The sequence below is a fragment of the Flavobacterium sp. YO12 genome, from assembly GCF_004119495.1.
GTDB lineage: Bacteria > Bacteroidota > Bacteroidia > Flavobacteriales > Flavobacteriaceae > Flavobacterium.
Genome location: NZ_NRQU01000012.1, coordinates 50,296 through 77,232, shown reverse-complemented (window position 1 = coordinate 77,232; position 26,937 = coordinate 50,296). Strand labels below are relative to the sequence as shown.

The window sequence follows — 26,937 nt, the reverse complement described above, 5'->3', positions numbered from 1 at the left end:
GAATTATTTTCTCCTCTTCCACTTTTATTAATACTTATTTCCCTAAATGATCAACACCTTAAAAACTACAATGTAGTTAAGCTAAAATAACTTTTTTTTTCATTATTAGAAACAATTAAAACCGAGAATGTATTATAAAACTCACGGAAGCCTGAGAGATAGATCACCAATCTTTTTCGAGTTACTTGCGAGAATTTCTCTCCCAAAGCCTCGGGATCGAAATGACAAGATTGTCGTGCACTGCGACTTTTAAAAGAAAAAAAATCCGTTAAATCTGCTAAATCTGCGTGAAGTAAAACTTCCAATCTTTGTAGAGTTACTCGCGATCCTTCGACTTCGCTCAGGATGACAATACTAAGGAAATCTTTATGCTCATTACGGTTAAAAAACTTTGCGTCTTAGCGCCTTTGCGGCAAACTCAAAACAAATAAGAAAACTTTAATAAATCTATCATACACTACTTTGTAAAAAAATGTAATTTTGAAATTCGAAGTTCAAAAACTAAGTTATTATGAAATATCATCAAATAAACAGCGCTCTTTTTGTAAAAAACCGCAAAAAATTCACGGCAGAAATGAAACCAAACTCTGTTGCCGTTTTCAATTCTAATGACATTTACCCAGTTAGTGCGGACAGTACTCTTCCGTTTGCACAGCACAGAGATATTTTTTATCTAAGCGGCGTAGATCAAGAAGAAAGTATTTTACTTTTATTTCCAGATGCACCTTATGAAAATCAAAAAGAGATTCTTTTCCTGAAAGAAACTAACGATCACATCGCTGTTTGGGAAGGTGAAAAACTAACTAAAGAACGTGCTTTTCAGGTTTCGGGAATTAGAACGGTTTATTGGCTGCAGGATTTTCATAAAGTCTTAAACGAAATGATGACGTATGCTGACACGATGTACATCAATACAAACGAGCATTACCGCGCGTCTGTTGAAACAGAAACTCGCGAAGCACGTTTTGTAAAATGGTGGAAAGAACGTTACCCAGCACATAATGTTGCCAAAAGCAACCCAATTTTACAACGAATTCGTTCTGTAAAAGAAAGCGAAGAAATCGATTTGATTCAGCAGGCATGTGACATTACGGAGAAAGGTTTCCGTAGATTATTATCATTTGTAAAACCAAATGTTACTGAATACGAAATCGAAGCTGAATTGGCTCACGAATTTATCCGTAACCGCTCTAAAGGTTTTGCTTACACACCAATTATCGCTTCTGGAAACAATGCAAATGTTTTGCATTATATCGAAAACAATCAACAATGTAAAGCTGGAGATTTAATTTTGTTGGATGTTGCGGCTGAATATGCAAATTATTCAAGCGATATGTCGAGAACAATTCCAGTTTCAGGACGTTTTTCTGATCGTCAAAAAGCCGTTTACAATGCTGTTTTAAGAGTTAAAAACGAAGCAACAAAAATGCTTACTCCAGGAACGCTTTGGAAACAATATCATATTGAAGTTGGTAAAATTATGACTTCTGAATTACTTGGTTTAGGCTTAATTGATAAGGCTGATGTTCAGAACGAAAATCCAGAATGGCCTGCTTACAAAAAATATTTCATGCACGGAACGTCTCACCACATGGGACTTGACACACACGATTACGGTTTGCTTCACGAACCTATGAAAGCTAATATGGTTTTTACGGTTGAGCCAGGAATTTATATTCCTGCTGAAGGTTTCGGAATTCGTTTAGAAGACAATGTTGTCGTTCAAGAAAAAGGAGAACCATTTAACTTAATGCGCAACATTCCAATTGAAGCTGATGAGATTGAAAGCTTGATGAATGAATAAATAAACAAAGCCCTTAATAATTTCAAATCATTAAGGGCTTTTTTAATTTTATAAATTGGTTTTACTTATCCAATTTTAGCTATTTGTATGTCTAATTGAAATTTGCCGTCAGCTGCGTTTTCGTTGATCAATTCAAAAAGCTCTAAAGCTCTTCTTGCATTTTTCTCTTCTTCTCTTTGCTCAGCCACATACCACATCATAAAATCTTCTGTAGCATAGTCATTTTCAGCTCTGCATTTTGCGATTACTTTATTGACTGCCTGAGTTACTGCAATTTCGTTTTGCAAAGCAATTTCAAATACTTCTTTAAAAGAAGCAAATTCTTGCTGCACTTCTGGAACAGATGGCGTAACTGCAATCCCTCCCATATCTGTAATATATTTGAAAACTTTTAGAAAATGTTCTCTTTCTTCTTCGGCTTGCTTGTACATATAAGATGCTGTATTTGCATAACCGTTTCTATCTAACCATGCAGCCATAGCTAAATATTTATTAGAAGCATCACTTTCTAATTTTGCTTGTAAGTTCAATATATTTTCGATTCCTTCAACTAATGAAGTACTTGTTCTTAGTAAATCTTTCATAACCTTTAATTTTTATACGTGTAAAATTACAAAAATTAAAGACGGCAGCTCTAAACACCTGAAAATTTGGATTTAATCTAAGTAAGAATCTAAATAAGCTCTACATTAACAATATTGCAAAGCATAGAATGTAAAGTAAGGGTAAATTTTGTTCCGTTTAATAAATCTCTCAACTGCACTATTTCGCAGATGGTAAGATTTCTAGAAAAATTTCTTTTGGTAGTTTCAATCAACTGAGCGTCTGACTGATCAGATAAGTCATAAAGCATGTTAAGAATGTCAACGCTGTTAACCTTTCTTTGAAAAATCAAAAAATCCTGAATTCTATAACTTGACACTGTATCAACAAAATTGATGATTATACTATTGGTCAAATCACATTGATAACTGTATCCTTTTTCGGTTTCAAATAATACTTTGGTGGTCAAATCACTAACTAATGCCATTCTGATAAAATATAATAACGGTGCAAAAATATAGAATTTAAAGCAATAAAAAACATAATTAAGACTAATTTAAAATAACAAAATCATATAATGTTCTTAAAAACAGCCGAAGTGCGTTAAAGACTGTAACATTCTACGATATTTTTTGTCTAATTTTAAAAAACAAAAAACCTAGAAATTATGCAAGCACACGAAATAGATTATCAGATTTTTGGAGAAGAAATGCAGTATGTTGAAATAGAACTAGACCCGCAGGAAATTGTAATTGCCGAAGCTGGCAGTTTTATGATGATGGAAAACAATATTCAGATGGAAACGATATTTGGAGATGGTTCTCAGCAACAGGGATCTGGTTTGTTTGGCAAACTTTTAAATGCTGGTAAAAGAGTTCTTACTGGCGAAAGCTTGTTTATGACGGCATTTTTAAACCAAGGAAATACTAAAAGTAAAGTATCATTTGCATCGCCTTATCCGGGAAAAATCCTTCCGATTGATTTAACCGAATTTCAAGGTAAATTTATCTGTCAAAAAAGTTCCTTTTTATGCGCTGCCAAAGGTGTTTCTGTTGGAATAGAATTTTCTCAGAAATTAGGACGCGGTTTATTTGGAGGCGAAGGTTTTATCATGCAAAAAATTGAAGGAGACGGAATGGCATTTGTACATTCTGGCGGAACAATGGCCAAAAAAGTATTGGGTCACGGTGAGGTTTTAAAAGTAGATACAGGCTGTATTATTGGTTTTACCAAAGATGTAGATTATGATATTGAGTTTATTGGCGGAATCAAGAATTCTATTTTTGGCGGTGAAGGATTATTTTATGCTACTTTAAAAGGTCCGGGAACGGTTTACATACAGTCGCTGCCTTTCTCGAGACTGGCTGACCGCATTATTGCATCGGCACCAAAATCTGGAGGAAACAGTCGTGATGAAGGAAGCTTACTTGGCGGATTAGGAAATCTTTTGGATGGCGATAATCGTTTTTAATTTTATAGAATGACTTTCAGAAATGGAAGTCATTTTAATTTATAAAAAAAGAAGGGCAGCTCTTTCGAACTGCCCAAAGCACCTAACCAAAAGTGCACTTAATACCCATTAGTACCAAATTCTTTGGCATTTGAAATTGCATCCAAAAATGATCTCGGAATTGGTCTAACAGTATGTTTACTTTCAACAAAATTTGTTCCTGCGATTGGATTTGTCTGATCTAAATAAGTTTTAGTTAACTTTCCTGTACGTTTTAGATCAATCCATCTTGTATGTTCGCCAGATAACTCTCTTGCTCTTTCTTTTAAAATAAAATCGATATTCATTTGAGCACCTGAAACCAACATTTCGCTTTCTCTTGATGTTAACGCGGCTCTTTTTCTAAGAGTATTTACATAGATCAATGCCTTAGCCTGATTATCTGTTAAAATAGCTGCTTCTGCCGCTATCAAATACACTTCTCCCAAACGAATAATAGGAATATCTCCTAACCAATACTGGTTGCTTTGACAATACAGTGCTGCAGAAAATTTTCGCATGGCTGGAAAAATATTAATAAGATTTGGATCGTTTGGATACATTGCAGGATCCTTATACTTATTGGTTCCCGGTTCAAAAATATCGCTTGGGTCAGCTACAAGCATTGGCATTTTGCTTTTCGCAACTGGATCGATATTCCAATTTGGAGTGAACACAGCTAAACCTTCATCATTATTCATATTAATTTGCTCCTCTATTCTTTGCGAATAAAAATTAACTGCCGGAAGTGCCTGAGCTAATGTATTTTTAATGGTATAACCAACTACCGAAGGATCTTTTTTATAAGCGGTCGCCATGGTTTGCGTAATTGTTTTATTTGCTGCCGCATAAAACTTGTACGTAAATGTTTCTGCAAAACGTGTATCTGCTGGTGATGGTACTGGCGTAAACACTTCTGTCAGCAAATATTTACTTGGTTTTAGCAAACGGCTATTGGCTCGTCCGTACAAAATACTAGTTGCTCCTGCTCCCCATTCTGCTCCTCTGGTTGCTAAATCTGGCAAATAATACTGTCTTGTTCTTCCTCTGTTGAAACCTTCTGGATTAAGACCTCCCGGATCGATTCCCTGAGTAAACAAAAATTCTGTATTTTTCTTATTATTGCTGCCTTCCCATAGCTTTTTAAATCCTGATTTAGAATTGTCACTTAAATATAAAGCAGTCTGATATTTTGTCGCATTATTAATTAATTCTTCAGCAGTTTCTAAAGCCAATTTAGCATATTCTGGAGCGTCTCCTAATCTTGTTCTCTGCAGATATACTTTTGACAATAATCCATAAGCCGCTTTCTTAGCCACTCGCCCTTGTAAAGTCTGCTGCACTGGGAGATTTGCACAGGCAAATTTTAAATCTTCAATAATTAGGTCGTAAAACTCTTTCTCGGAACTACGCACTGGGGCGTTATCTGCTCCTTCAATAATAGACGATTTTGTTCTTAAAACTACACCTCCAAATTGTTCCACCAATGTAAAATTACTAAAGGCTCTCAAGAAATAAGCTTCTGCCAATTTTGCATTCAACTCTTCTGTAGAAGCATAACCTTTTACATCTTTTGAATAATAAATTGCAGTATTGCATAGATTAATAGTGGTGTAAGCTGTACCCCAAATTACTTTAATATTTCCATCATCAGGATTTAACTGACTGGCGTATTGCGTAAAACCAATTCCACTATTACTCACGTTTTCCCAAGAATCAGTTCCTGCTTCTGTAGGCGCTATGTAATCAACCTTTCCGTGCAGGAAATATAAATTCTCGTAACAACTGTTGATTAATCCTTCGAATCCCGGCCTTTCGCTATAGGATTTATCCAAAGAAACAGTTGTAAGATTTTTTTCGTCTAAACTGCATGACTGAGTTAATCCAGCCATAAAAAACATTAAGACAATTACTGATTTTAATTTTATATATTTTTTCATGATACTACAATGATAAATTAAGACCGAAAACAACTTGTTTAAATAATGGGAATGAATCTGATCCTCCACTTTCTGGATCTACATTTTTCAACAAATGACTACGGCTAAAAACAAAAGGATTATAAGATGTTATATAAAGTCTCATATTACTTAGACCCGTTTTTTTAAGAAAATCTTCCGGCATAGAATAACCAAGTGTAATATTCTTGATTTTTATATATGATGCATCTACAAGCTCTAATGACGATTGAAATTGTGTATTAAAACTACCTCCCGGTCTAGGAAAATCATTTGTTGGATTATCTTGCGTCCAGTAACTATACGTTTCCGGCTGTGCTTCTTTGTTCCAATAACCTAAAACCTGAGCACGCATCATACCGCCTTGTCTTCCGTTTACAAATATTGTAAGATCAAAATTCTTGTACTTAAATGTGTTTTGGAAACCAAAGAAATAATCTGGAACATTGTTTCCTACAATCATTCTGTCTTTTGTAGAATAAACGTGTACTCCATTATCAGAAACTCCATTAGCATCAACTTGCGGCACTGTCTGCAATTTTATGTCTCCAGGTTTGGCACCATACAAAGCAGCTTCGGTTTCTTGACCCAATTGCCAGATTCCTATTTTTTTATAATCATAAAACACACCACCTGATGCTGGAGTCTGCCCAATGAAAAGACCTTCAGAAATTAATTCATTCACGGTTAAGTTCCCTAAATCAATATTAGTCAGCTTTTCTGTGGCATGTGTAAAGGTGAATGAAGTATTCCATTTAAAATTTTCCGTATCAATATTTTTAGTATTTATAGAAAGTTCAAAACCTCTGTTTTGAGAAGTTGCAATATTAGAAGTCTTTTTATAAGGTGTTTTAGCATCGTAACCTCCTGAACTTGTAGGCAGACGACGATCCCATAAAATACCATCTGTATTTGTCCAATAATATTCAGCTACAAGATCAATTCTATTTTTCAAAACAGAAACATCTAAACCTAAATTAGTATTTGTAGAACGTTCCCAAGTTAAATCTGAATTTGAAATATGCTCAGTAGGAACATACATTGGTAAAGCTGTACCGCCGCCAAGAGAAAGACTGCTTGTTTTAGTAGAGGTACGAGTCAAACTAGAATAAGGATCAATATTTGCCGATCCCGAAACACCATAACCTAGTCTCAGTTTTAAATTATTCAGCCATGAACTCGTTCCTTCCATAAAACTTTCATCGCTGATACGCCAAGCCAATGATGCAGATGGAAAAGATGCCCATTTATTGCCTTCCGCCAACGGAGAAACTCCATCCCAGCGATTGGTTAATTGAAATAAGTATCTTCCTTTAAAGCTGTAATTAAAACGACCCGCAAATGACATTCTGTTAAACTGGCTGTAAGCATTCATTCTGGTAGTTAGATTTTTTACCGCCCCCATATTATAAAACTTAAAGTCATCGTAATCTATACCATTACCGCCTAAATAAGCTCCTTCTGATCTGCTGTCTGCCCAAGAAGTAATTCCTGTTAAACCAAAATCATGATCTTTACCAATTTTAAAGTTATAGCTCAAAATATTTTCCCATATATAACTATAAGCCAGTTCATTATTATAAGTAGCTTCGCTAGCAGTTCTACCTTCCGTTAACAGATTGTATGAATTTTTGTTTTGAAAAGTCCCTGCTCTGCTTCCTGAAAATCGAGTTCCTAAATTAGATCTTAACTTAAAATTTTTAGCAAATTCAAACTCCAGATAAGGATTGAATTGTACATTATAACTTAATGATTCATTAGCAAAAGCTCCTGGATAATTATTTGCCAAAATACTAATGTTGTTTTGATCTCCTTCGATTGGATAAAGATTCACAACACCATTTTCATCAAACGGAACTCCTAAAGGATAAACGCTGTATGCTTTATTAATTCTACTGTTGGTTGTGCTGTTTTTACGATAGTTTAAAATCAATTGGAAACCTGTTTTAAATTTATTACTAAATTTAATATCAACTCCTCCTCTGGAATTAAAGCTGTTTACTTTATCATTTTCATAAATTCCTTCTTCACCTATATATCCTAAAGAAAAATACCCTTGTACTTTTTCAGATCCGCCTCTCATAAAAAGATTATGGTTTTGCTGCGTTCCTACTTGTAAAGTTTTATCGATCCAGTTTACATATTGTCCTTTTTCAATCGCGGCAACTGCAGATGCGTTTAACCCTAAATCTGTTAAATTTGTTGCTTGGTAACCATTGTCTAAGTAAAATCGGTCTTTTTTATAATTTAACCATTTCTCTCCTGTAAGGGGGGCAGGAAAAGAAGAAAATCCATTTAGTCCAAAATAGCTGTTAAAGTCAATTTGCGTTTTTCCTGCTTTTGCTTTTTTAGTGGTAACAATAATAACTCCATTTGCACCCGAAGAACCGTAAATTGCAGTAGACGAAGCATCTTTTAAAACATCAATACTTTCAATATCATTCGGATTCAAATTATCGATGCTTGAAGGAAGTCCGTCAACAATATACAACGGATCCTGACTTGCTGTCAAAGATCTATTTCCTCTTAATAAAACTTTTGGAGATGTTCCTGCTTTTCCAGATCCACGTTGAATATCCAGGCCCGAAACTCTCCCTTGAAGTGCTTCCATCGGACTTAAAACTGGACTTAAAGCAATATCCGTTGATTTCACTGTTGCTACAGCTCCTGTTAAATCTTTTTTCTTTACCGCGCCGTAACCAACAATTACAACTTCATTTAAAGCTGCATTTTGCTCGTTTAAAATCACGCTCAAAGACTTACTTTGACCAACTGTTACTTCTTTATTCTCAAATCCTATAAAAGAAAAAACTAAAACACTATTGGCTCCATTTATACGAATTATAAACTTTCCGTCTAAGTCGGTTTGTACTCCATTTTTAGTTCCTTTTTCAATAACATTCGCTCCTGGTATGGGCATATTCTTCGAGTCGGTTACAACTCCTGTAACTTCAATACCTTGTTCGATTACAACTTTCTGAACTGTATTCTTTTCCTGAAGATGTACTTGCTGTTTTTTCTTTACCAAAATAATCTGGCGATCATTTATCGTATAAGAAATATCGGTTCCTTTAAAAACCTCTTCTAATATTTCGGTTATCCCCTTTTTCTTTACATTAACTGTCACCTTTCTGTTCAGGTCAATGATACTGCTTTCAAAAAGAAATCTGTATTCTGAAACAGATTCTACTTTGTTAAACAGCTTTTCGACTGGTGCATTCTTTATATTAAATGTAAGCTTTGTATTTTGCGAATAGACACTTGCTTGAATTTTCATCAAAGAAAGTATCAGTAATAATGTGGTTAGTTTCATTCTTAGACTAATTTTAGGCAAATAAGGACTAAGCCAATTCCTCTTAATTATTTTTTTCATAATTTTGGATTGATTTTAAATGATTTAATTTCGATACGTCGTTTGAAACACTTAAATCGGGAAATACTGGTACTATTTTCCGATTTTACTTCTTATGTTTCTCAAAAAATTACATCCTCTTCATAATTTCTTTTTTTTTTGGTTGGTTAGTAAATAGTTAGTTTATTTTTATAAGCTTTCCTTCTATTTTATAAGTAAAGCCTTGAATTTTACTCATTGTTTCTAATACCTTTTCTATACTTTCAATATTCTTATTGAAACTGGCATTGAATTTTTTATCTAAAATATCTTTCCTGTTATTTTCAATAGTAACATTGTAAGTCCTTTCTAGTTTTATTATAATATCTTTAAAAGCCGTTTTTCTGAAAACAATTTCTCCATTTATCCATTCGGTATAAAAACGGGTATCTACTTTCTCTATCGCTATGTCTGTATTTTTACTATTCCAAGATCCTTTTTCACCTGGAATCAGCGTTGTTTTTGTATTTGCATTAGCGACATCAGACAAACTCACCGAACCTTCGACTAAAACTGTATTGATATCTGTATCTTCTTTATAAGAACTCACATTAAATTTTGTACCTAAAACTTTCACATTTACACCTCTTGTTTTAACAATAAATGGATGTGCTTTATCTTTTGCAACATCAAAAAAAGCTTCTCCGTCTAAAGCAACTTCTCTATTATGACCTTTAATAAATTGAACCGGATACTTCAAAGAAGAACCAGCGTTCATATTGACCAATGTTCCATCTGATAATGTTATTTTAAAAGTCTTACCGTACGGAATTTTAATTTCGTTGTAAACCAATTTGTTCATTGATTTAGCTGATTTATAATTAATCTCATTTTCTTTTTGAGAAGCCACTACTTCTCCATTTTTCTTGATAATCTGTTGTTCTCCATTCGGATTTAAAACCTGAATATCTCCATTTTCTAAAACCAATTGAATAGCATTAGGAGAAACTGCTGCTTTATTTTGTTGACCCGCTTTGTATTGAAAAACATACACTAAACCTAATAAGCAAAAAAACATTGCCGCATATTGAAAAATATTCCTCCAGTTGATTACAACTGATTTTTTCTCCAGATTTAATTTCAATTGTAATTCTTCCCAATTTTTATCCGCGTCAATAGATTCCAAATACAACAGCGCCTCTTCAAGCAAACCATTACTCTGAAGATTTTTTATCAATTCCTGATCTTCTAAGGGCAGTAATTCAATTTTAGACGTATCAAAGTTCTTTTTCGTCACTATTTCCCTAAGGATATCAAGCAATTGTGAGTTTCTGTTCATTGTTTTATATAAGTGGTTATTTGTATAGGTTAGAAAAAAAGCTTTTTAGGGTGACAACTAATCAAAAAATTTTGATTTTTTTTACACTTTGTTGAAAATAAATAACTTTTTATTTTACATTTGACACCGTGTAATCCATTACAGAACGAATAAATGCAATTCTCAGATGTTTAATTTTAAGGATTTAAAAGTATTTGAAGCCTTGTACAAAGAACATTTTGCTTTTTTTTCCTTAGTCTCTTTTAGCATAGTTAAGGATAAAGATGTAGCAAAAGATCTGGTACAAGATTTTTTTATGTACCTATGGGAAAAAGAGGAAACATTAAACTTCACTATTTCATTTAAGGCTTATGGCACAAAAGCAATCAAAAACTTAAGTCTGCAGCATTTAGAAAAAAACAAAACTATCAGTCTAAAAAACGCAAAAATTGCCCTTCCAAAATCTGAAGAAGAACTTGCATTTGAAAATACAGAAGAAAACAAAAAACCTAAAATTCAAACATTAATCGACAAGATTCCGCAGTCGAGAAGAGAAATTCTTATATCGCATGTAGTCGAAGGATTGAGTTACGCAGAAATTGCCGAAGATCAGAACATCTCAATAAATACGGTAAAAACACAAATGAAAAGAGCATATGCCTCTTTAAGAGAATCTCAAAACACTTCGAACTTAAAATTCATCCTATATTTCGTATGGCTTATAAAATAACTTATTTTTGCTATATAAAATTTACATTTTGAATTACACTTTATACAAAAACACAAAAATATCTTACTCCGATACTGGAAAAGGAAATACAATTGTTTTACTTCACGGTTTTCTAGAAAACAAAAAAATGTGGAAAGATTATATTGCTATTTTCTCAGAAAAATATCGCGTAATAACAATCGATTTATTAGGTCACGGCGAATCTGATTCGCTAGGTTATGTTCACGAAATGGAAGATAATGCGAATGTTGTTCATGAAGTTTTACAACATTTAAAAATTGAAAAAGCAACTATTCTTGGACATTCTATGGGCGGTTACGTTGGTTTGGCTTTCGCCGAATTATTTCCAGACAACATTAAAAAACTAGTTTTACTAAATTCAACTTCTAAAGAAGACAGCGCTGAAAAAAAAATAAACAGAACTCGCGCTATAAAAGCGGTAAAACAAAACTACGTCAACTTTGTAAGTTTAGCCATAGCTAACTTATTCAGCGAAAACAATCGCGCTCGATTAGTAAATGAAATTGAAAACGCAAAAGAACAAGCTCTAAAAACGCCGTTACAAGGAATTATAGCTTCTTTGGAAGGAATGAAAATACGAAAAGACAGAGAAGCACTTTTACACGAAAATCGTTTTCCTGTTTTATTAGTTTTAGGCAAAAAAGATCCCGTTTTAAATTATGAAGAAAGTCTTTCTCAAATTAATGACACGACCGTTGAATTAGTTTCGTTTGAAGACGGACATATGAGCCACATCGAAAACAAAGAAGAATTAAAAACAATCCTGCTTAATTTTTTCAATTAAAAAAAACAAATTCACTTATTATTACCGAATAAAATTTTCAAACAATTTTACGATTGCTTAACTTATCTTTTCTTCAAAAGGAATAGTAACGTCCAAGATTTCCTTTAAAAGCAAAACAATTTCCTCTAGGTAATTTTTTAAAATTTCGTTAGTCACTGTCAAATTCAATTCTTTATCTTCTTTGAAACTAAATGGCAAAAAGCCTGATTTTAGGTTTTTAAACGAAATAATCCCAACTTCCATAGGAATATCTCCTGCTTCATTTTCAAACATGAAAGCATAAGCTAAAACTTGAATAATTTTATCATTTTTAAGCTCTTGTGTTAAGCCGTTCCATGATTTAAGCACAACATTAGCCTTTTCAACTTTTCCTGTCTTATAATCAATAATTCGTATTCTTCCGTTTCGAAGTTCAATACGATCCACATTTCCTTTAATTAAAACCGGGAACGGAAGATTCGGGTGATTTAATTCACGCTCGAATGTTTTCTCTAAAGCTATAATCTTAACCGCATCTCCATTTTTTATAGAATCCAGTTCCATTTTCAAAAAATTAGAGACATTTCGTTTAGCTACTTCAAAAGCCAAAAGATTACGGCCTTTTTTTATTTCACCTTCTTTATAAACTAATTTAAACTGCTTTAAAACTTCATCATCCAGCAAATTGAAGCAATTTTTAATATCCGTCTCCGAAATAAACTTATCTACAAAAGGATCGTACAACGCTTTTAAAGTTTCATGAATAATAGTTCCAAGCGTATTTAAAGCAATATTCTCTTCTACCTCTTCAACTTCTCTAATACGAAGTATCTTTTGAAAATAAAAATCAATTGGATTTCTAATATAACTTGTCAAAGCCGAAGGTGAAAAGCCTGCAGCACCGATTTCTTTCAAACGTTCTAATACCGCTTCTGATTTTGGAACCACCATTGGTTGATACGCCGTATCTGGCAAAACAGGATTATATATATCAAAAGTCAAATTGTGCTTAGACTGTTTTTCAACTTCTAATTGCGTAATAAAACGACTTCGTTCCCCAGCATCTAAACCATCATTTTCGGTATTATAAATCAGATAAATATTTTTTGCCCTTTGCAATAAATGATAAAAGTGATAGGTATAAATCGCATCTTTCTCTTTAAAAGTCGGCAATCCAAGTTCTTTTTTAACATCGTAAGGAATAAAGGAATTTTGAGATTTTCCGGCAGGAAATTTCCCTTCATTCATCGAGGTTACAATAACAGTCTCAAAATCTAAAACACGACTTTCAAGAACTCCCATAAGCTGCAAACCACGTAAAGGTTCACCTTCAAAAGAAACCTCCGCCACATCAATAATCTGCTTATAAATTGCATGAAGTGTATCAATATTATCAATGTGTTTATGCTGCGAATAATAATTAATCAGTTTATTAATCACTTTAAAAACAGCATACACAAAAGTCTTAGCAATTTTTTCTTCTTCATTATCATTGCTGAAATTTTCTTTAATCAGCAGCAAAATAGCCGAGATATTTTCCAAAACCGCAATAGATCCATTCTCCCATTTCTGAAACAGTAAAGAAAACAACTTACTCGGATTTGGGTTTAGCTCTAAAATCTTGTTTAAAGTAATAAAAGTATAATTATTCTCTTTAATGATTTTCACCAAATGGTCACTATCAGCATATGGCTCAACTAACGGATGGGTTAAAATATCCAGAACATCTTTATAATAAAAAACATAACTGCCGCCTGCACGAGAAAGTGCATTAGTATGCATTTTGAAAAATTTTGCCACCAATATCTGTGACGGATTATTCTTTCCAGAATATCCCATCGTAATATTTAATGCTCCAACCGACGAAGGAAGTGCATACAAAATTGGAATTAACAGATTTTCTTCACCCAGCACAACTGCAACTTTATCAAGGCTTGCTGCGGGATTAGCAGTAATTAAATCCTCAATTATACTACCAGCCAATTTAGCCTGTCCAATTGTTTTTGGAGTGCCAATAACTTGAATATTTTTAGTTTGAGAAAAATCATCTACAATCCATTCAAAAGGATGTGATTTGTAATGCTTCCAATTCTGTTTAAAACGACGAACAAAAAGTCCGGCATCATGAAATGGATCATTTAGAAATGTCTGGTCAACATCCCAGTAAATTCTCGCTTGATCTAAAGCCAAAAGATGTTGTACAATTCTTTCTTCTGCTGCATTCAAAGCATTGAACCCTGCAAAAATAAAATTATGATTCGAAATTGTATTAGAAAAATGATTCAGATTATTTACTGCTTCTCGATAAATTAAGCCCTGATAACCAATCGCTTTATTCAACAAATGACTATAAAGCGATTCATAATACAATGGAAGAAGTTTCCAGAAGTCAATATAATTCTCTAGCAGTTTTGTTTTATTTTCAACTTCAATTCCCCATTTTTTAATATCCTCGATGTCTTTCAAATAAGACAAAACATATGAAGGATCTAATAAATAGCGATCAATTTCATTAAAATCCTGTAGAAGCGTTTTAGCCCAATTTGCAAAAAGCTCAAAAGACTGTTGATTTTGCTTTTCTGTAATAGACAAATAGACTTCATAAAACTCAAACAATAGCTCTATTGCATCTATAGAACGGATTGACGCAACGTCTTGAACAAAATCTTCAATACTAATAATATTGGGAGAAAGAATTGTTTTTTGAGTTTCTTTTTTAAGCGCTTCGATTAAAAAAACCTTAGCTCTCTTGTTGGGTAAAATAATAGTAGTTTCCGCAAGTTTATCAGAATAATCTTGAATTACAACCGCCGCTATTTTTTCTAGAAAAGAAGTATTTATCATTTGATAAAAATAAAAAAAGCCATTCAATTAAGAATGGCTTTTCATATTTATTTAGAAAGTAAATTAAATTTTACCTTGGTATTTAGAACCAATGTGTCTAATTTCTGTTCTTCTGTTTTGTGCTTTACCTGCAGCAGTTTTGTTACTTGCAACTGGCTGAGAAGCTCCAAATCCTTTAGACTCTAAGTTTTCTGGATTGACACCTCTTTGAACTAAAGCATCTAATACAGCTTTTGCTCTTTCTTCAGAAAGTTTTTGATTCAATTTAGCAGAACCTGTACTATCTGTGTGTCCTTCAATAGAGAATTTCGCGTTTGGATAGTTTTTAAGGATTTCTTTAATTGCATCTAATCTAGCTGGAGTTTCTTTGTCTCCTGTTTTGAAAGTAGCTTTACCTGAGTTGAAGTAAACTGCTCTTGCTTGAACTTTAAGATCTTCTAAAGCTTCAGTTGTAACTTCAGGACATCCTCTGTTTGAAGCAGGACCGTATACTGTAGGACAATCGTCATCTTTATCAGCAACACCATCTTTGTCAGCGTCTAAGAAAGGACAACCACCGTTTTCTTTTGGACCAGCAACTGTAGGACATTTGTCATCTTTATCAGCAATACCGTCTCCATCTGTATCAGGACAACCTTTTAAAGCAGCTAAACCAGCAACATCTGGACAAGCATCATCTTTATCAGCAATACCGTCTCCGTCTGTATCAGGACATCCGTTTAATGCAGCTAAACCAAATACATCTGGACAAGCGTCAGAAGCATCAACGATTCCGTCTCCGTCAGTATCAGGACATCCGTTGAATTGTTTTAAACCAGCAACATCTGGACAAGCATCATCTTTATCATAGATTCCGTCTCCGTCAGTATCTTTACCTCCGAATTTGAAAACTAGACCTGCAGTGTGTTGGAAATGAGATGGAGCATCTGGAGTACCAGTAGCATCTTGTCTATCACCACTAACTGACCATTTGTATCTTGTAGCAAGTTCAAGACCAATAGCATCTGTAAACCAGAAAGTAACACCAGCACCTGGGTTTACAGTTCCGTAGCTGCTATCTCCAAAGAAAGTGTAACCACCACCTACAGATAACGAAGGATCAATCACTTTAGATTTGATTAATTCTTGGAAGCTGTATTTGATAGTAGCATCAATTCCGTAGTACATTAAGTCACCAGGATTAGTTACAACATTTCCTCTTCCATCGTGTCCTACTGCATTTGGAGCGAAAGTTACATATTTATCAATTTTGTTTACAGACCCTTGTAAACCAACAGAGAAACCTTTACCTACATATCTATTTACACCAATGTAAGATAATGAAGGAAGAATGTTCCAGTTGTCTTTTACAGCGAATGGCTGAGAAAAGTGCTGATCAAAGAAACCGTGTCCTGCACCAGAACTAGTTCTTGTATCAACTGCATTAACTCCAAATGAGATCGCCCATGGATTGTTACTGTCTTGTGCGTGAGAACTTAAACCCATCGCCATCATCACAGCAACTAAAAGTTTGTTAAGATGTTTCATACTTAATTTTTTTAATTACAATTTAGTTAATTACAAGCAAAAGTAACACCAAATTTTTTAAATACAAAATCAAATGTTAAAAAAAACCTACAAAAATTTCCCGAATGTGGTAATTATATAACTTTTAACATTTTTCCAACTGATATAAAGGCACTTACAGCCTTGTCTAAATGCTCTTTTGTATGAGCCGCAGAAAGCTGCACTCTGATTCTTGCTTTTTCTTTTGGCACTACTGGGAAAAAGAAACCTATTACATATATACCTTCTTTTAAAAGCTCGTCTGCCATAGTCTGCGACAATTTCGCATCATACAACATTACTGGCACAATTGCTGAATCACCATCAATTATATCAAAACCGGCATTTTTCATACCTTCCTTAAAGTAATTTGTATTCCATTCTAATTTATCTCTTAAAGAAGTATCTTTTTCTAATAGTTCGAAAACCTTAATAGAAGCCCCTACAATTGCAGGCGCAAGCGAATTTGAAAACAAATATGGTCTTGAACGCTGACGTAGCAATTCAATAATTTCTTTTTTAGCTGTAGTATATCCTCCCATAGCGCCACCAAGAGCTTTTCCAAGGGTTCCTGTAATAATATCTACACGCCCCATTACTCCTTTTGCTTCAAGAGTTCCTTTTCCAGTTGCCCCAATAAAACCTGCAGCATGGCATTCATCTACCATAACCATTGCATCATATTTATCAGCTAAATCACAGATTTTATCTAGCGGCGCCACTAAACCATCCATAGAAAAGACTCCATCCGTAACGATTAATTTAAAACGAGCACCTGCTTCGTTTGCTTTAATTAACTGCTGCTCCAAGTCATTCATATTATTGTTCTCATAGCGGTAGCGCGCTGCTTTACACAAACGAACTCCATCAATAATAGAAGCGTGATTTAAACTATCAGAAATAATCGCATCGTTTTCTCCTAATAAAGGTTCGAAAACACCACCATTAGCATCAAAGGCTGCAGCATATAATATAGTATCTTCTGTACCATAAAAATCAGCAATCTTTTTTTCTAATGTTTTATGAATATCTTGCGTCCCACAAATAAAACGAACTGATGACATTCCGAAACCATGAGTATCCATAGCGTCTTTCGCCGCTTGAACCACCTCTGGATGCGAAGAAAGCCCTAAATAATTATTCGCGCAGAAGTTCAAAACTTTCTCTCCTGTCGAAATAGTTATTTCTGCATCTTGCGCAGAAGTTATAATACGTTCCTTCTTAAAAATTCCGTTTTCTTCAATTACCTGCAATTCTTTTTGCAGGTGTTCTTTAATTTTACCGTACATTTCAATTTATTTAAAACGTTAAAAATTAACACTATAAGCCATTTTTGACCGTATAATTCTTTAACATCTGATTAATATTTTCACAAATTTACTACATCGATTTCGGTTCCTATATACACCAAAGCCTTTTTTAACACTTTATATCCTAAATCTTCTACTGCGTCCTGATACTCCTGAATTTGAAGCTTATACTTTGAATTAACCGCTCCTGTTTTATAATCCAGTAAAAATGCCTTTTTATCTTTTGTCAACACGATTCGATCTGGTTTCAATATTTTCCCCTCTTTCTGGACAATCGTCTGCTCGTTTAAAATATGATTTTCACCATCAAAGCAAACACTTAATTCTGGATGATTAACAATTTCTAAAAGCGTTTTCAAAACTGCTTCCCGCTGCTCAATTGTAATTAATCCATTTTCAATTGATTTTGTGACTGCTAAATCAATACCTGACCTGTCTTTTACAAAAGCCAAGATTTCGTGCACAATATTCCCATACGATATTGCTTCCTGCTGATGAGTTCCCCACATGAGCGCTTCTCTCTGAGCAATCTTAATATTTTTAGGATTCAAAACCTCTTTTACAATCGGAATTGTTTTTACCAAATCGGCAGCTTTTGACGATATCGAAAGTTTTGTTTTGCTTCCAAATTCATATTCCAATTTCTCAGACTCATAAACTCCTTCATGGATTAGGTATTTTATAAAATAGGAAGCCATATTATTAGGCCACTCTCCATCTTTTCTTTCTTTTAAAGATTGCGAAATAACATACAATTGTTCTTCTGCACGTGTTAATGCAACATACAAGACATTTATATTATCTAATAATTCTTCTTGCTTCTTTTCATTAAAAACAACCGAAGCACTCTCTCCAAAACCTTCAACCGCACTACTATTATCAACCAAAGCTCTTGGAACTCCCAAATCTTCTGCTTCAGTATCAAGCCATAATTTATCTTTTGGTTTTCGATTATAATCTTCTTCCGCAAATGGCATAATTACAACCGGAAACTCTAAACCTTTAGATTTATGAATCGTCATAATACGAACTGCATTATTTCCTTCTGGAGAGGGAATACTAAATTTCTCAGAATTCTTTTCCCAGTAATTTAAAAAATCAGCAATTCCAGCCTGATTTCTAATATCTCTTTCTAGAACAATATCAAGAAAAAACTGCACATAAGCATTTCCCTCAGATGGAAGAATAAATTTTGAGATAATTATCTCTACAGCTTCGTAAAGTGATTTTTTGCGAATATTTTCAAAAGAAAGTGAAACATCAAAAGTCAAAAGCCATTTCTCAAAATCAGATTCACTTTTATGAGCCATTCCTTGAGCAATAAAATCATGTATTGGCATTTCAACACTCAAAGTATTCCCTAAGAAATGAAGAAAATGTGCTTTTGATTCCAAATCTCTGCTATTGTTCAAATACTTCAATAAATGAACAATCAATCTAACTTCTGTTGCATTTTGAATCATCAAGGTTTCTGATGACAAAAGCGGAATTCGCTGTTCTGTTAGATAATTTGCAATTGCTACTCCCTGACCTCTTTTTCGAGTTAAAATAACAATATCTTTATATTCAAATCCTTCTTGTACAACTTTTCGAATTGTATTTAATGTTTCCAAAACATACAAATCAGATTTTTCAACAGCATCTTCTTCCTCCGCTTCATTTTTTTCAATTATTGGCAGAAAAGAAATATTTACATATCCGCCTTTTTTTGAATTTGTATTTTGAAAACTATGATTTTCATACAAATCTTTATAATCTAAGTTTGAAAACTCACTCGAGATGAGTTTAAAAAAAGTATTATTAAACTCAATAACCTCGCTATAACTTCTATAGTTTGTATTTAAGTGTTTAATTTCCTTATCTGGATTATTAAAAGGATTTGAATCTTTGCTTAATTCAATAAACTGTTCTGCCTTCCCGCCTCTCCATCTATAGATTGACTGTTTTGGATCGCCAACAATCATCAAAGTTCCTTTATTCCCTAAATCATCTTGACCAGAAAGCGCATTATCAATTAATGGAATTAAATTTTGCCATTGCATTTCTGAGGTATCCTGAAACTCATCAATAAAAAAATGACGATAACGTTCTCCTAATCGTTCATATATAAAAGGTGCGGGCTGATTCTGAATTTCTCGATGGATAATAGCATTAAATTCAGAAATGGACAAAATATTTTGTTCTGCCTGAATTTTCGCCAATTCATTACTAACTGTATTAAGCAATGATAAAGGTGTAATATTTTTCAAGAACGCTTTATAAAAATCTCTTTTCTCAAAGTTCTTATAAATCTTCTTTAAAATATTCAGTAATTCTGGAATCAAGTTTTCTATTACCGCTTTATCTTTTGCCGTTTTATTGATTGCAATATCATCAAACTCATGAAAAGTTTTATTTCTTGGATTAAACTTTCCATCACGAATACTTTCAAGATGATTTGGAAATGTTCCTCTTGAAAAAGATTTCAGATCAATACTATTCCCATCCAATAACGAAAGTGCTTCTATAGCAAATTGTTCATTTTCCGACTCTAAATCCTTGCACAAAGCAAGCATTTTCTTTTTTATCTCAACAAACTCTTCTATTGTTTTGTCATTAAAGTGCAAAATCTCATTTCGATTATTCTCATTCAAAACCAAACGTCCTGTTTCTAGAATTTCACGAGAAACATCCCAGCTTTTATCATCATCTGTCTTCTCCATCGTGAAGTCGATCAGTAATTTGGTCAGCGTTTCATCTTGACCAGCTTGAGCAATAATTGCATCGACTGCCTCAACCAATAAATTCTCTGTATCGAGCGTAACTTCAAAAGTCATTGGCAGATTTAGATCATGAGCAAAAGCCCTAATCACTTTATGAGTAAATTTATCTATGGTAGAAATATCAAAAGCCGCATAATTATGAATTAAGTGCTTTATAATATTTTGAGATTTTACTTTAATTTGAATAATTGAAAGCCCCGTTTCTCGAGACAAATCTTCCATTAAATCAACTGCTTTTGCAGAAGGTTCTTCTTTTTCAAATTCAGACAAACTCCCAACAATACGGCTTTTCATTTCATGAACCGCTTTGTTGGTAAATGTTATTGCAAGAATATTTCGATAAGCATCATTTTTTGGGGATGAAAGAATAATTTTAAGATATTCTTTAACTAAAGTATACGTCTTCCCTGATCCTGCAGAGGCATCATAAATAGAGAAAGACGGACTTTGCATAAGTTTAAGCTTTTGTATGGTAAAAATAGCACAATATTATTAAATCCCAATAATGAAAAATTCCAAATTCCAATATTTACCTGCAATGAATGCCTCAAATATTGGAATTTGGAATTTTACTATTTTGAAATATTTATGCGTGTTTTGGGAATGCTCTTTTATTAAAAACTAATAATATTCCAACTCCTGTAGAGATAGCCATATCGGCAACATTAAAAATGGCATTAAAAAACATAAAATGTTTTCCGCCAAAAACAGGGATCCAAGAAGGCAGATTACCCTCCCAAATTGGGAAATAAAACATATCAACTACTAAACCATGAAACCATGTTCCGTATGGTTCAGGCGAGAAAATTGTTGCTAAACTATGCGTGCTGTCGTCAAAAATTACTCCATAAAAAACAGAATCAATAATATTACCAGCTGCTCCAGCAAATATTAATGCGATAGAAACAATCAAATAAGTAGAATGACGTTTTTTAATAGCATCCGAAAGCCACCATCCAATTCCGAATACGGCAAAAATTCTAAAAACGGTTAAGATTAATTTTCCGTATTCTCCTGGTATTTTTGTTCCCCATGCCATTCCTTCATTTTCTATAAAATGAATTCTAAACCAATCAAAAATCACAACTTCTTCGCCTAAAACAAAGTTTGTTTTTACATAGATTTTTGAAAGCTGATCGACAATTAAAACTAAAAATATAAGGAAATACGCTTTTCGTAATGACATTTTAAGAAATTTTGATGGGCAAAAATAGTAATTAAATCAAAAAAAACGTCCCTAAAGGAACGTTAATTCTTTGCAGTAAATCTAAACCTCATCAGTTTTCATTAAACACAGTTCGAAAATCTACTTTTTTGCTGTTGCAGGACTATCAGCAAAAAAATTAGAAATAGATTTTAGCAGCCCTTTTCCTTCTGCTCCTGCGGTACTTTTTTTCGCCGCAGCTTTGCTCAAATCAGATTTAAATTTTGTTCTTAACTTCTCAAATTCCTTCATTCTGCTCTCGACGTCAGAATTTACATCCTTGAATTTCAATGCTTTAGCCATAATGTAAGTTTTATAAGTAAAAAAAATAAAATAATAACGATTTGATATTACAATGATACATATTTTAATTTATATTTGTTAATAAAATTAACAATTGTTTAGTTATTACATTAAAAAAATTGCCGAACCAATGTGAAATACCACCTATTTTTAACAACATCCCTAATCCTACAAAAATATGAACGAAATCACTTCTGCATTAAATGACTTTTTAACCAGCACCAAAGCAACTGCGGCTTTAATTTTAAACGGAAAAGGAAAACTCATCACCTCCCTGAATTTAGATTATGGAGACAGTGTTGCCGCTATGAGTGCAGCAATTTTATCAATGAGCGAAAAGTTTCTTCTTGATCTAGAAAAAGGCCTTCTTAAACAACTTTATCTAAAAACCTCTGAAGGTGTAGTCATTGGAAACAAAATCAGCGGCACAAATTTCGTCATTGTGTTTTCGAAAGAAGGAAGCAATCTTGCCTTATTAATGCGTTCAACTGACGAACTATCATCAGAACTTAGTAAAAATTCCCTATTGAAATAACATAAATCTATTAACCACAAACCCAAAAACTATGAGCAACGATTTTTTAAACGTGTTTTTAAATGAAATGAAAACTAATGTAAATGGCTTTATTGCAGTATCTGTAACTGAAATTGAATCAGGATTAAGCTTTGGCAATTTAACTATTGATCCCGCTTTTGACCCAGAATTAGCCGCAGCTTATAACCTTGAAGTAGTAAAGGCTAAACTAAATGCTGTAAAAGCTTTAAACTTGAATCAAGACATTGAGGATATTTTAATTACGCTTTCAAATCAAATTCACGTTATCGACATTTCTCCTAACAAAAAATTCATGATTTATTTGGCTGCTGATGCACAAAAAGCAAATCTTGGAATGACAAGAGCGGTTTTAAGAAAACACAAAGCAGACTTAGAAAAAAATCTTGCTTAATTTTCATTATTCTTAAAATTAGAACTGTCTTAAGTTGGGCAGTTCTAATTTAAACATACTTTTATCTCTGCAATTACGATTCCTACAAAAAGGAAAACCCAAAAACAATAATGATCTCTTACTTTGAAAATAAATTCTTTCAAATAGATTTAAACACTAGTACTACTATTCCTCAAAAACATTAAACAAAAAAAAACGCCCCTAAAAGGAGCGTTATTTTTTGGATAGATATATTTATTATCTCTGCAAATTTTTAGCTTCGATACTCATTGTTGCATGAGGAACGATTTTAAGCCTTTCTTTGCTGATTAATTTACCTGTTACTTTGCAAATACCATATGTTTTATTTTCAACACGGAATAGCGCGTTTTTTAAATCGCGAATAAACTTTTCTTGTCTGATAGCCAACTGAGAGTTTGCTTCTTTAGACATTGTTTCACTTCCTTCTTCAAAAGCTTTAAAAGTTGGAGAAGTATCGTCTGTTCCGTTATTCAAATCATTCATATAGGCACTTTTGATCAAATCAAGATCTTCTTGTGCTTTTTTAATTTTGCTTTGTATTATTTCTTTGAACTCTGCCAAATCAGCGTCAGAGTATCTTGTAATTTCATCTATCATGGTATTTATCTTATTTTGAAATTAATATCACTGTTTTAATATCATCAAACTCAATTTCTGTGCCGTTTTCTAAAGCGTCTACAAAAACCAAGTCGTCTGTTAATGTCTCAGACTTAATATAGTCTTCATTTTTCAAAATAGCTTCTTCTAAAAGTCCATTTCGTTTAATTTGAACTTTGATCTTATCAGTAACTTCAAATCCTGAATCTTTACGGATATTCTGAATTCTGTTTACTAATTCTCTCGCGATTCCTTCATTTTTCAATTCTTCAGATATTGTAATGTCAAGCGCAACTGTAATTCCATTTGAATTTGCAACCAGCCATCCTTCGATATCTTGCGATGTTATTTCGACGTCTTCTAGTGATAAAGTTACATTATTTCCAGAAATAACAATATCCAACGTTCCCTGCTTATCTAACTGATTAATTTGCTCAGCCGAAAAAGCTTGTATTTCTTTGGAAATCAGACCCATATCTTTTCCAAAACGTGGTCCTAACGCCTTAAAATTAGGCTTAATTTGTTTCACTAAAATACCTGAGTCATCATCTAAAAGTACGATTTCTTTCACGTTTACTTCGGCTTTTACAAGCTCAGAAATAGCTTCAATTTCTGCTCTCTGATTCTCGTCAAGTATTGGTATCATTACCTTTTGCAGCGGTTGACGTACTTTAATCATCTCCTTTTTACGAAGGGATAAAACTAAAGAAGAGATTGTCTGCGCCTTCTGCATTTTGCTTTCTAACGTTTTATTAACAAAGTTTTCGACAAATTTTGGGAATTCAGCCAAGTGAACACTAGCAAAATCCTCAGTTCCAGTCGAAGCGGTCAAATCTCGGTATAATTTATCCATGAAAAAAGGAGCGACCGGAGCACTTAATTTGCTTATCGTTAATAAACAAGTGTAAAGCGTTTGGTAAGCTGCGATTTTATCATGAGCATATTCTCCTTTCCAGAAACGACGACGACATAAACGAACGTACCAGTTACTCAAATTCTCCTGAACGAATTCAGAAATAGCTCTTGTAGCTTTTGTTGGCTCATAATCTTCGTAACATTCATCAACAAACTTCACTAAAGTATTCAGTTCAGATATAATCCACTGATCGATTTCTGGTCTTTCATTTAATGGAATTTCCGCTTCAGCGTATTTAAATCCATCGATATTGGCATATAATGAGAAGAATGAATACGTGTTATATAAAGTTCCGAAGAATTTACGGCGAACCTCAGCGATTCCTTCGATATCAAATTTCAAGTTATCCCAAGGATTTGCATTTGAAATCATGTACCAACGCGTAGCATCTGGACCATATTCTGCAATTGTTTCAAAAGGATCTGTTGCGTTTCCTAAACGTTTCGACATTTTTTGTCCGTTTTTATCCAAAACCAAACCATTCGAAACTACATTTTTATAGGCAACTTTATCAAAAACCAAAGTTCCAATAGCGTGTAAAGTATAAAACCATCCACGAGTTTGATCAACTCCTTCTGCAATAAAATTCGCTGGAAAATCTTTATTATCGTCAATTTTATCTTTGTTTTCAAAAGGATAATGCCATTGTGCATAAGGCATTGCTCCAGAATCGAACCAAACATCAATTAAATCGCTTTCGCGCTTCATTGGCTGTCCTGAAGCTGAAACCAACGTAATTTGATCAACTACATTTTTATGCAAGTCAATTAAATCATAATTAGATTCAGACATATTTCCGATTTCAAAACCTTTGAATGGGTTTTCTTTTTGAAAACCTGCTTCGATAGATTTCTCGATCGCATTGTACAATTCTTCTACAGAACCAATAAGAACTTCTTCTTTTTTGTCTTCAGTTCTCCAAATTGGCAACGGAATTCCCCAATATCTAGAACGAGATAAGTTCCAGTCGTTGGCATTTTTAAGCCAATTTCCAAAACGTCCTTCACCAGTAGACTTAGGTTTCCAATTGATAGTTTCGTTCAGGTCGAACATTCTATCTTTTACATCGGTTACTTTGATGAACCATGAATCTAGAGGATAGTATAATAACGGCTCATCTGTTCTCCAGCTGTGTGGATAACTGTGCACGTATTTTTCAACCTTAAAGGCTTTATTTTCTTCTTTTAATCGAATAGCAATTTCAACATCAACAGAACGCTCTGGCGCCTGACCTGCATCATAATATTCGTTTTTCACATATTTACCAGCAAGTTCACCTACATGTGAAGTGAATTTTCCTTGTAAATCCACCAAAGGAACAGCTGTTCCATTTTCGTCTAAAACCAACATTGGCGGAACTTCCGGCTTTGCTTCTTTGGCAACTTTAGCATCATCTGCACCAAAAGTTGGAGCGGTATGCACAACTCCTGTTCCGTCTTCGGTAGTAACGAAATCTCCTGCGATTACTCTAAATGCATTTTCTGCATTTTGATATGGCAATACGTAAGGCAATAATTGTTCGTAACGAATTTCTACTAAATCAGCTCCTTTTGCTTCGGTTAAGATTTTGTATGGAAGTTTTTTATCGCCGTTTTTAACATTATCAAAATCAGCATCGTCTTCACTTAAGAAAAATCCTTTTCCGAATTGTTTTCCAACTAAGTTTTTAGCTAAAACAACATTGATTGGCTCAAAAGTGTATTGATTGAATGTTTTTACTAAAACATAATCGATTTTTGGTCCAACTGTCAAAGCTGTATTTGACGGAAGCGTCCAAGGCGTTGTCGTCCAAGCCAAAATGTGAATATCTCCAAAACCTTGTAAAAAGCTTGGCAAAGTTTCTGGCAATGTCTTGAACTGTGCTACAATCGTAGTATCGGTAACATCACGGTAAGCTCCAGGCTGATTTACTTCGTGAGAAGATAATCCTGTTCCTGCTTTTGGAGAATATGGCTGAATCGTGTATCCTTTGTACAACAAACCTTTATCGTAGATTTGTTTTAAAAGCCACCAAACAGATTCCATATATTTTGGTTTATAAGTTACATATGGATCTTCCATATCTACCCAATAACCCATTTTTTCGGTCAAATCATTCCATACGTCAGTATAACGCATAACGGTTTTTTTACACGCTTCGTTATATTCTTCGATCGAAATCGTTTTGCCGATATCTTCTTTTGTAATTCCTAATTCTTTCTCAGTACCTAATTCTACAGGCAAACCGTGAGTATCCCATCCGGCTTTTCTTTTTACCTGAAAACCTTTTTGAGTTTTATATCTGCAAAAAATATCTTTAATCGCACGCGCCATTACGTGGTGAATTCCCGGTAATCCATTTGCCGAAGGCGGACCTTCAAAAAATACGTAAGGTTCTGCACCTTCGCGAGTAGTTACACTCTTTTCAAATATATTTTCTTTCTTCCAAAAATCAAGAACTTCAGACGCTACAGTTGGTAAGTCAAGTCCTTTGTATTCAGTAAATTTTGTGCTCATTTTATCCTTTTCTTAAACGAGGTGCGAAAGTAAGG

The 26,937-nt window shown here is 33.6% G+C and carries 19 protein-coding genes; 6 read left to right on the top strand and 13 right to left on the bottom strand.

The window, feature by feature from the left end:
* Nucleotides 1-511 precede the first annotated feature (511 nt).
* Nucleotides 512-1,804: an aminopeptidase P family protein gene (locus tag BOW55_RS05955; RefSeq protein ID WP_089057083.1), complete on the top strand. Its 1,293-nt coding sequence runs from the start codon at nt 512-514 to the stop codon at nt 1,802-1,804.
* A 65-nt stretch (nt 1,805-1,869) separates the two neighbouring features.
* On the opposite strand, the gene BOW55_RS05950 is transcribed toward BOW55_RS05955, so the two are convergent.
* Nucleotides 1,870-2,388 (bottom strand): ferritin, encoded by a 519-nt coding sequence (locus tag BOW55_RS05950; RefSeq protein ID WP_129023390.1) that lies wholly within the window; start codon nt 2,386-2,388, stop codon nt 1,870-1,872.
* Between the two features lie 89 nt (nt 2,389-2,477).
* Nucleotides 2,478-2,834 carry a hypothetical protein gene (locus BOW55_RS05945; protein WP_129023389.1) on the bottom strand — a complete coding sequence of 119 codons (357 nt, stop codon included), beginning with the start codon at nt 2,832-2,834 and terminating at the stop codon, nt 2,478-2,480.
* A 180-nt stretch (nt 2,835-3,014) separates the two neighbouring features.
* Between BOW55_RS05945 and BOW55_RS05940 the strand changes: the two genes are divergently transcribed.
* A complete protein-coding gene (locus BOW55_RS05940) occupies nt 3,015-3,818 on the top strand; it encodes a TIGR00266 family protein (protein WP_089054662.1) in 804 nt (267 codons plus the stop codon).
* Between the two features lie 98 nt (nt 3,819-3,916).
* Here BOW55_RS05940 and BOW55_RS05935 read toward each other — a convergent pair whose 3' ends face one another.
* From BOW55_RS05935 to BOW55_RS05925, 3 genes are all read right to left on the bottom strand, one after another.
* Nucleotides 3,917-5,776 carry a RagB/SusD family nutrient uptake outer membrane protein gene (locus BOW55_RS05935; RefSeq protein ID WP_129023388.1) on the bottom strand — a complete coding sequence of 620 codons (1,860 nt, stop codon included), beginning with the start codon at nt 5,774-5,776 and terminating at the stop codon, nt 3,917-3,919.
* A gap of 4 nt (nt 5,777-5,780) precedes the next feature.
* Nucleotides 5,781-9,107: a TonB-dependent receptor gene (locus BOW55_RS05930; protein WP_164975006.1), complete on the bottom strand. Its 3,327-nt coding sequence runs from the start codon at nt 9,105-9,107 to the stop codon at nt 5,781-5,783.
* Nucleotides 9,108-9,324: 217 nt separating this feature from the next.
* Nucleotides 9,325-10,464, bottom strand: a complete 1,140-nt coding sequence (locus tag BOW55_RS05925) for a FecR family protein (protein ID WP_129023386.1) — start codon at nt 10,462-10,464, stop codon at nt 9,325-9,327.
* Nucleotides 10,465-10,630: 166 nt separating this feature from the next.
* On the opposite strand from BOW55_RS05925, the gene BOW55_RS05920 reads away from it, so the two are divergent.
* Entirely contained in the window at nt 10,631-11,173 is a 543-nt protein-coding gene (locus tag BOW55_RS05920; protein ID WP_129023385.1) for an RNA polymerase sigma factor, read from the top strand.
* Nucleotides 11,174-11,201: 28 nt separating this feature from the next.
* The gene (locus tag BOW55_RS05915; RefSeq protein WP_129023384.1) at nt 11,202-11,978 is read left to right on the top strand and encodes an alpha/beta fold hydrolase; all 777 of its coding nucleotides are present in this window, start codon (nt 11,202-11,204) and stop codon (nt 11,976-11,978) included.
* A 57-nt stretch (nt 11,979-12,035) separates the two neighbouring features.
* Here the strand turns inward: BOW55_RS05915 and BOW55_RS05910 are convergent, their stop codons facing one another.
* From BOW55_RS05910 to BOW55_RS05885, 6 genes are all read right to left on the bottom strand, one after another.
* Complete coding sequence (locus tag BOW55_RS05910; protein ID WP_129023383.1) at nt 12,036-14,801, bottom strand: PD-(D/E)XK nuclease family protein; 2,766 nt, start codon at nt 14,799-14,801, stop codon at nt 12,036-12,038.
* A gap of 63 nt (nt 14,802-14,864) precedes the next feature.
* Nucleotides 14,865-16,328 (bottom strand): OmpA family protein, encoded by a 1,464-nt coding sequence (locus BOW55_RS05905; RefSeq protein WP_129023382.1) that lies wholly within the window; start codon nt 16,326-16,328, stop codon nt 14,865-14,867.
* Between the two features lie 113 nt (nt 16,329-16,441).
* Nucleotides 16,442-17,635, bottom strand: coding sequence for a glycine C-acetyltransferase (gene kbl, locus BOW55_RS05900; RefSeq protein WP_129023381.1), 1,194 nt, complete (start codon nt 17,633-17,635; stop codon nt 16,442-16,444).
* Between the two features lie 80 nt (nt 17,636-17,715).
* Nucleotides 17,716-20,871, bottom strand: coding sequence for an exodeoxyribonuclease V subunit beta (locus BOW55_RS05895; RefSeq protein ID WP_129023380.1), 3,156 nt, complete (start codon nt 20,869-20,871; stop codon nt 17,716-17,718).
* A 133-nt stretch (nt 20,872-21,004) separates the two neighbouring features.
* The gene (locus BOW55_RS05890; RefSeq protein ID WP_089053283.1) at nt 21,005-21,604 is read right to left on the bottom strand and encodes a lipoprotein signal peptidase; all 600 of its coding nucleotides are present in this window, start codon (nt 21,602-21,604) and stop codon (nt 21,005-21,007) included.
* A gap of 120 nt (nt 21,605-21,724) precedes the next feature.
* Nucleotides 21,725-21,925, bottom strand: a complete 201-nt coding sequence (locus tag BOW55_RS05885) for a hypothetical protein (RefSeq protein ID WP_129023379.1) — start codon at nt 21,923-21,925, stop codon at nt 21,725-21,727.
* Nucleotides 21,926-22,103: 178 nt separating this feature from the next.
* Here BOW55_RS05885 and BOW55_RS05880 point away from each other — a divergent pair, with 178 nt between their 5' ends.
* The gene (locus tag BOW55_RS05880; RefSeq protein WP_089057101.1) at nt 22,104-22,460 is read left to right on the top strand and encodes a roadblock/LC7 domain-containing protein; all 357 of its coding nucleotides are present in this window, start codon (nt 22,104-22,106) and stop codon (nt 22,458-22,460) included.
* A 31-nt stretch (nt 22,461-22,491) separates the two neighbouring features.
* A complete protein-coding gene (locus BOW55_RS05875; protein ID WP_089053286.1) occupies nt 22,492-22,872 on the top strand; it encodes a hypothetical protein in 381 nt (126 codons plus the stop codon).
* A gap of 237 nt (nt 22,873-23,109) precedes the next feature.
* Here the strand turns inward: BOW55_RS05875 and BOW55_RS05870 are convergent, their stop codons facing one another.
* Nucleotides 23,110-23,490, bottom strand: coding sequence for a TraR/DksA C4-type zinc finger protein (locus tag BOW55_RS05870; protein WP_089053287.1), 381 nt, complete (start codon nt 23,488-23,490; stop codon nt 23,110-23,112).
* 10 nt (nt 23,491-23,500) lie between these two features.
* The gene (gene ileS, locus BOW55_RS05865; protein ID WP_129023378.1) at nt 23,501-26,902 is read right to left on the bottom strand and encodes an isoleucine--tRNA ligase; all 3,402 of its coding nucleotides are present in this window, start codon (nt 26,900-26,902) and stop codon (nt 23,501-23,503) included.
* Nucleotides 26,903-26,937 lie beyond the last annotated feature (35 nt).